The 7,187-nt window shown below is 42.7% G+C and carries 9 protein-coding genes and 1 tRNA gene; 5 read left to right on the forward strand and 5 right to left on the reverse strand.

Translation table 11 applies throughout. The features are described from left to right. The coding region (locus tag A3761_RS12340) for a response regulator (protein ID WP_068750286.1) at positions 1–372 on the forward strand (372 nt) is incomplete at its 5' end. Between the two features lie 30 nt (positions 373–402). Here the strand turns inward: A3761_RS12340 and A3761_RS12345 are convergent. Next, a complete protein-coding gene (locus A3761_RS12345) occupies positions 403–849 on the reverse strand; it encodes a helix-turn-helix domain-containing protein (RefSeq protein WP_068511297.1) in 447 nt (148 codons plus the stop codon). Positions 850–1,142: 293 nt separating this feature from the next. Further along, on the reverse strand, positions 1,143–1,553 hold the full coding sequence (locus A3761_RS12350; protein ID WP_068508864.1) for a hypothetical protein: 411 nt from the start codon (positions 1,551–1,553) through the stop codon (positions 1,143–1,145). Positions 1,554–1,982: 429 nt separating this feature from the next. Here A3761_RS12350 and A3761_RS12355 point away from each other — a divergent pair, with 429 nt between their 5' ends. The 4 genes from A3761_RS12355 (at position 1,983) to A3761_RS12370 (ending at position 5,837) form a co-directional block, all read left to right on the forward strand. Continuing rightward, positions 1,983–2,720: a spondin domain-containing protein gene (locus tag A3761_RS12355; RefSeq protein ID WP_068511296.1), complete on the forward strand. Its 738-nt coding sequence runs from the start codon at positions 1,983–1,985 to the stop codon at positions 2,718–2,720. Beyond that, positions 2,717–3,448: a spondin domain-containing protein gene (locus A3761_RS12360; protein ID WP_197469834.1), complete on the forward strand. Its 732-nt coding sequence runs from the start codon at positions 2,717–2,719 to the stop codon at positions 3,446–3,448. Before A3761_RS12355 ends, A3761_RS12360 begins: the two co-directional genes overlap by 4 nt. A gap of 114 nt (positions 3,449–3,562) precedes the next feature. Continuing rightward, a complete protein-coding gene (locus A3761_RS12365) occupies positions 3,563–4,312 on the forward strand; it encodes a response regulator transcription factor (RefSeq protein ID WP_231872177.1) in 750 nt (249 codons plus the stop codon). After that, complete coding sequence (locus tag A3761_RS12370; RefSeq protein ID WP_068739285.1) at positions 4,302–5,837, forward strand: cell wall metabolism sensor histidine kinase WalK; 1,536 nt, start codon at positions 4,302–4,304, stop codon at positions 5,835–5,837. Before A3761_RS12365 ends, A3761_RS12370 begins: the two co-directional genes overlap by 11 nt. Before the next feature lie 138 nt (positions 5,838–5,975). On the opposite strand, the gene A3761_RS12375 is transcribed toward A3761_RS12370, so the two are convergent. The 3 genes from A3761_RS12375 to A3761_RS25765 all read right to left on the reverse strand — a co-directional run bounded on the left by A3761_RS12375 (position 5,976) and on the right by A3761_RS25765 (position 7,171). After that, positions 5,976–6,647: a pseudouridine synthase gene (locus A3761_RS12375; protein WP_068739287.1), complete on the reverse strand. Its 672-nt coding sequence runs from the start codon at positions 6,645–6,647 to the stop codon at positions 5,976–5,978. Between the two features lie 173 nt (positions 6,648–6,820). After that, positions 6,821–6,896: transfer RNA gene (locus tag A3761_RS12380), tRNA-Phe, on the reverse strand. 143 nt (positions 6,897–7,039) lie between these two features. Continuing rightward, positions 7,040–7,171 (reverse strand): Fe(2+)-trafficking protein, encoded by a 132-nt coding sequence (locus tag A3761_RS25765; RefSeq protein ID WP_255374945.1) that lies wholly within the window; start codon positions 7,169–7,171, stop codon positions 7,040–7,042. Positions 7,172–7,187: the final 16 nt, after the last annotated feature.

The raw sequence follows: 7,187 nt of genomic DNA on the forward strand, positions 1-7,187 counted from the left end.
GACGAGAGTTTCTTGGTCACTAGGATTATCGAACAGCACGAGCAGGAAGTTGATTTATGCATGCTGCAGAATGGTGCGCAGGCGATTGACGTACTGGGTGACCCTGGAAGTCGCACGCCAGATTTGGTTATTTTAGATAACAAGCTACCGTTCTTTACAGGTATTGATGTGATCAAGTCACTGATGAACCAGGCGCGTTTTCACTCTGTGCCGATTGTTTTGATTTCTGCAGGGTTTTCAAAAAATGAAATCAAAGAGGCCTACCGCATTGGTGCAAGGAGTTGCGTGCGGCAGGATCTGGATGTTACCAATTGGAACCGTCAATTAAGAAGTGTTCTGGCTTATTGGCTAACTATTAACGAAGTCCAGTAAGAGCGCCTAATGTAGGGCTTATTCTTAGCCCTACTTTATCAAAGGTTGCCCCTCATAGAAGTCAGTTAAACTCTCAAAATAGGCTGTCATTTTCTTAAGTACTTCATCATCCCAGCGCATTAAAAAGTTCACCATTAGGTAGAAATCGGGGTTTTGGCTGTATCTAGAGTAAACGTTTACGTAATTATCTTGATGCTTACGCTCTTTTTGGCCATCAAAAAGCCCCGTGCATAGGTATATCAGGTCGGTATCTAGAATTTCACACAGAGCAATCAGCTTATTAATGTCTGTTGGAACAGAATTTGTTTTAGTCGGGTTCTCCCAATCGATATAGACCCGTCGTGAAACGCCAATCGCCTCAGCAAGTTCTTGCTGCTTTAATGGTGTGCCTCTTTTTAGACCGTAGGCATTCCTTAGTTCTTTTAATCTTCGGGCAAAATGAGCTTTTATGAGTGGGAATTTAGTTTCGTGAAGCATTTTAGGGTACCGAGATTAACAATTCGTAACATTTTTGTTTACAGTGTAATGTGAGCTCTGGTTCACTTTTGTTGACTGATGAAAAAATTAAAGTGCTATATATTGCACAATGATCTAATTTTGTTTTTGACGCAAGCTTTGTTTTGAGGCGCGATAAATTTGGTGGAAGAGGCTTGAACTAATGTGGGGCAGTTCTTCGGAAAGCAGGGTGCTGTATAGGCGTATATGCTGATTGATATATAAGCCCAATTAAGTTCAGTGGGCTTATATATCAATTTAGGAGTCAGCTTGATTTAACGTTTTTTAAGGCGTGATAGAAGGCGGCGAGAATTTCTTTTGTTCGGTGTATTGTTTGAATCAAGGCCTGCTTGGTTTTTACTTATGTGTGCTTTTTTTTGCTTTTCGATAGCGCTCATGGACTCAGGTTCATTTGTTTTTTGAGGAGGTTTGGAAACCGGCTTCCTTGCTTTTACTGCTTTGCTTGAATTAGCTTTTCTGATTATCTTTTGTTTTCTTATCTCGGCTTCGATCAGTGCGATATCTTTTAGAAGAGCTTTTTCATGATCAGGTGTCTTTCGTTTAGTGACTCTTTTTTTTACTTTGGGTTCTTTATCGGTTAGTAATTTACTTACCCACTTCTCATCAAACTCAGGGGGAAATTGCTCCTCAAGATGGGCTGCAATCTTTTTGTTGAGTGTTGACATATCCGTTCTCCTGTCATTGTTCAGCCTCGACTCGCTCGTAAGGTACCGGAAATGTATATGGCGTCCTATAGGCGAGCGAATGCAGTGGGAGGCTGATAGTCCCTAGAAAATTACGTATGATGCTGAAGGATTGTATCGCGGAGTATATGGTGGCCAAGGTTTCTAGCAAGGTCGCATAGAGGGTTGGCTTTCACGTCCGTGTTGTAGTTTTAGTAGTATCGATGGCTTCCAAGCGCGAGGGATAATAGGCGCATCTTAACAGGGGGTCAATAGTGCAATCGTGATTCTTTCATAGTGTTAAGTTTATAGAAAAAAGCTGAGCGATAAATTAATTACTCTTTCGTGATACTTTCGTGAGGAATGTAGCTGAGCCTATGCGTAACAATGTTTCCACCAAAACAACATAAATGTTTTCCGGAGGAAACTGACATGAAAAAAACTCACTCAAGTATCAAAAAAATTGCGCTGGGGCTTTTACTTCCAGCTTTTAGTGCTCCTTTTGTGCAAGCCGCAGAAGTGGATGTCACTATCGAAAACCTGACCAGAGGAATATTCTTTACGCCCTTGGCTGTTACAGCTCACCCTGAAGGTTCGTCGTTATTTGAACTTGGAAGCGTGGCATCAGATGATTTGCAGGCAATGGCAGAAGGTGGTGATTTAAGCGGAATTGAAGCCAGTTTAGATGCGCTAGGCGCTGTGCAATCCAATAACCCTGCCTCGGGACTTCTTGAACCCGGATCAATGACTTCTACAAGCTTGAATACCGATGGCACAAGCAATGTTCTGCTTAGTGTTGTAGGTATGATCTTGCCTAGTAATGATGGCTTTATTGCTCTGAATGGAATCGAGATACCCAGTGAATCCGGAACCTATACATACTATGCCAAAGCCTATGATGCAGGTACAGAAGCCAATGACGAAGTGGTGGGTAGTGGTGCGGTAGGCGAGGCCGGTTTTCCTGCTCCTGGGCTGGTTGCAGCGACCCTAGGTGAAAATGGTACTGGTATTGTTGCCACTGCTGAAGGTTATGTTCATATCCATCGTGGTGCTTTGGGGGATCTGGATGCTGATGGAGGTGTTTCAGATTTAGATAGTACTACTCACAGATGGTTGAACCCAATTGCCAAGATTACTGTAACGGTAAGCGAATACAGGGCAGAGCTATGAACGGTTATTTTTCTATCAATAAGAAGTTGATGAGTGGAGCCCTGCTGGCCTCATCGCTAATTCTATCCGCGTGTTCTGATAACGACTCTAAGCAGGATGACATGCTTGAGTTTGAAGTTACAGTGAGCAACTTGACGGCTGGTCAGCCTTTATCGCCTGCTGCAGTTTTATTGCACGATTCCCAATGGAAGAGTTTTCAGACGGGTCATAGGGCGAGTGATGAACTCGAGTTACTAGCTGAAGGGGGAGACAACAGCCTGTTCTTATCCTCATCGCTTGACGATTCTTACGTTTATCTTGCTGAGTCTGGTGCTGGAATTATAGCGCCAGGAGAGTATGAGTCGTTTCAGGTTCAAACTTCTGAAAAATACTTGGGAACTTTATCACTGAGTGTTGTGTCTATGTTGGTTAACTCGAATGATGCTATTGCAGCTTTAAACGGTAAAGCAATTAGCGCACTAGAGATTGACGAGAGTATGAGTTTTGAATTGCTGACCTATGATACGGGCACTGAAGCGAACACCGAGACAGCAGACACAATTCCCGGGCCTGCAGCACAAGGTGGCGATCGTGAAGGGTTCAATGTTGCTCGTGATGATGTTCGGGACGCAGTATATCTGCACCCAGGTGTTGTGACTCAGGACGACGGTTTATCAAGCTCAACCTTAGGTGAGGTTCACCGTTGGGATAACCCGGCTGTGGGTGTTCGCGTGGAACGTATTCGTTAGCGCACGTTGTTTGAGGGCTTTTGAATGTTGTTATTCTTAAGCTTAGTAGCCTCAGCTCTGCTCCTCGTTTTTATGGTCTCAAACAGGCTTATGATGAATGCTAGGGAGCAGAGTATGAACCTTCATATGGAGAGTAAAAGTTTACAAGCGGTTGATGTTCTTTCTGACCTTGATAGAAAGCGTTTTCTGATTGTGGAAGATGACCCCGATATCGCAGACCTTATGTCGCTTCACCTTCGAGACTTAAACGCCGATATTTTAGTTGTTAGTGATGGCGTTGAGGGTTTTCAGCGAGCGAGATCAGAGCAGTGGAACGCCATTATTTTAGACTTACAACTGCCAGGCATAGACGGTTTGGAGCTATGTAGAATGCTTCGAGTCTCACAAATTTATGTGCCGCTGATGATGGTGACTTCCCGTTCAACTGAGTTGGATAGAGTCTTAGGTCTAGAGATTGGTGCTGATGATTACTTAGTTAAGCCTTTTAGTGTGGCCGAACTAAAGGCAAGAGTAAAAGCATTGCTTAGACGGTCTGCCCAGAGTGAGAAACCAAGACCTGAAGCGAGTGTATTGAGCTATCTTAGCCTTTCTTTAGATTCCTCTTCTAGAAAAGCAAAATTAGCTGAAAAGACGCTAGATCTAACAGCGAAAGAATTCGATTTACTTTGGTTCTTTGCATCTCATGTGGGAAAGGTCTTTAAACGTAGTGAGCTTCTTGACAAGGTTTGGGGTTATGGTCACGAAGGTTATGAGCATACCGTTAACTCTCATATAAATCGCTTGCGATCAAAACTGGAATCGGATTCTTCAAACCCTGTATATATTAATACAATTTGGGGGGTGGGTTATCGTTTTGGAGAGTAAGAACATTGAAAAGGGTGCGATGAGACGAAAGCTGCCGTTTTATACAAAGCTGGCTGTCACCATATCTATCATCGGTATTTTTGTGACAGGGATGTTCTTTGTCTTAGCGCTATGGAGCAGTGATAAATATCATCAAGAAGTTACCCAGCGGCTCCATCGTGACTTGGCACCGTACATACTGGATCATTTATCTGAGCCTTTGTTTTTAGACAAAGCAGAGCGAGAAAATGGCAGCCTTAATATCAATAAAAAGGCACTTAAGGGGATCGCAATCAATACCATGATGATCAATCCAAGTGTTGAAGTTTATTTGTTGGATAATAATGGTCAAGTATTAGGGCATGCGCTACCCGACGCCTCAATCGATAAAGGTCAGGTCAATGTACGGGCAATAGACTCATGGCTAAAGGGTGAGGGGAATGAGGCAGTCTTGGGGAGTAATCCAAGAGAGCCTGATAAACTCAATATATTCTCTGCCGCGCCTGTCTTCTTTCAGGGTAAGCAGAAAGGCTTTCTGTATATCGTGCTCGCTAGTCATGAGTCTGCCTCGATAGCCGAATCACTGCAAAGCAGCCATATCATTCGCATTGTCTTAGGAGCGATGTGCGCAATATCGCTATTCTTCGTTTTCTCAGCTTTGTTATCTTTCAAGCGAATTACTAGCCCACTGAGGAAGCTGGCTCAGGAAATTCGAACTTATCGTGAGGCTGAGCTAGGCACAAGTGATGCTTGGGAATTAAGGAGTAACAGTGATGAAATTGAAGTTTTATCGAGTTCCTTTTCGCTTATGCGCCAACGAATACAAAGCCAGTTTGATCAACTCGCTGAAAGTGATCGCTTAAGAAGGGAGTTAATATCTAATGTCTCTCACGACTTAAGAACGCCATTGGCAGCCATGCAGGGCTATTTGGAAACACTCATTATCAAGTCCGAGACGCTAGACTCTGCTAAGCAGAGAAAATATTTGGAAGTGGCGCATCGTCATAGCAAGCGTTTAAGGGATTTAGTTAGTCAATTATTTGAATTATCTAAACTAGAAGCGGGGAGGGTTCAGCCACAATACGAGATATTCTCCTTGACTGAGCTTGTTTACGATGTGCGACAAGACTATGAATTACGAGCGCAAGAAAAGGGGCTTGAATTGATCGCAAAAGTGCCTGATGAGAATGTTTTGGTGAATGCCGATATTTCTCTTATGCAGAGGGTGCTCCAGAACCTGATTGATAATGCTATCTCTCACAGTAAAGAAAGTGGTGAAGTTACCTTGTCACTGAAGTTAGAAGGACGCGGCGTTCAAGTCGGTGTTTTTGATACTGGCCGTGGCATCGCTGCCGAAGATATCCCTTATGTTTTTGAGCGTTTCTACCAGTCTACGTCAGAAGTAAATCCTGAGCTTAGGAAAGACGGCGCTGGCCTTGGTCTAAGTATCGTTCAGAAGATACTTGAATTGCATGACAGTATCATTAGCGTCAGATCTCAGTTAAATACCGGGACAGAATTTTCCTTTGCTTTGATGAGGGTCTAGCTTAGAGGGTGAGACGGGAATGTTCATTTTTTTTAATAGTGAAAAGTGATTTTTCTCATACTTTTTGCTTGTGGGGAGCGGCACTAACTCAAGGGAAAGAGTAGAGTTAATGAATATCATTCCAGCGTTTAGTATCGGCTAAAATGGAGAGGGGCATAAGCCCTTTATTTGTTTTCCTGAAATAGGGTGTACAAACTCCAATGTTGTTGCATGTAGCATTAGGCGGTCAGCCATTGCTTTACTACGCTCTGTTGCATATAAGTCACAGCCAATAATAGGGTGTAAGATTTCGCGGCTATGAATTCGCAGTTGATGGGTTCGTCCTGTCAATGGTGTGAATGTTACCTTGGTCAAGTCAGGGTTCAGGTAGCGCTCAATAACTTGAAATTTTGTTATCGCCTCTTTACCTGTTTCGTAGCAGATTTTCTGGAATGGAAAATTGGCCACATCTTTTGCGATTGGAAAGCTAATCGTACCTTCATCTTTTTCGAGTGTGCCTTCTAATATCGCGCAATATGACTTTTTTATCGACCTTGCCTGAAACTGTTTTCCAATATGAGCATTAACGCTTTTGCTAAGTGATATCAGCATAATACCTGAAGTACCGAAGTCGAGCCGGTGAGTCAGCCTAGCGTTTGGGAAGTCTTTAACGAGCCGGTAATGAACTGAGTCAATATTGAGTGGGTTCTTTCCTGACAAACTTAGCAATTTACTTGGCTTGTTAATGAGTAATAAATGCTCATCTTGATAAAGAATTTGGATATGCTCGTGGCAAGCTGGGGCTATAAAATCATCAGAATTATGTTGCATTGTCTTAGTATGACGTAAAAAACTGTGATGTATAGATGAATTGAAACAGAAAAGTGTTTAGTTAAAATTTGTCGATTCAGAAAGTGATAATTCAACCGATATTTTTACGGTTGGGCTAAATCGCAGACAAGAAAAAACCCGAACATCTTGCGATGATCGGGTTCTTCGAATAATGGTGCCCGGTCTCGGAATCGAACCAAGGACACGAGGATTTTCAATCCTCTGCTCTACCGACTGAGCTAACCGGGCATATCAATTATTTAAAGTGCTTGATCTTGCACTGGTACAACTTGTTGCGTCTCGGTATGTCTGCAACGGGGGCGTATTAAACCTGTTTCGTTTCGATGAGTCAAGAGCTAAAACTAAAAAAAAATCACAAACGTAAATTTTGATTATTTTGTAGGCGTAACATAGCCCTCTATGCTTTCAATGTCTTCATTATTAAAGAATTTATGCATCTGTTCTTTCAAGAACTTTCGGTCTTCGGCGCTCATCATATTGAGCTGTCGTTCGTTAATCAGCATGGTTTGTTTATTTTGC

It is taken from the genome of Oleiphilus sp. HI0123 (assembly GCF_001635315.1).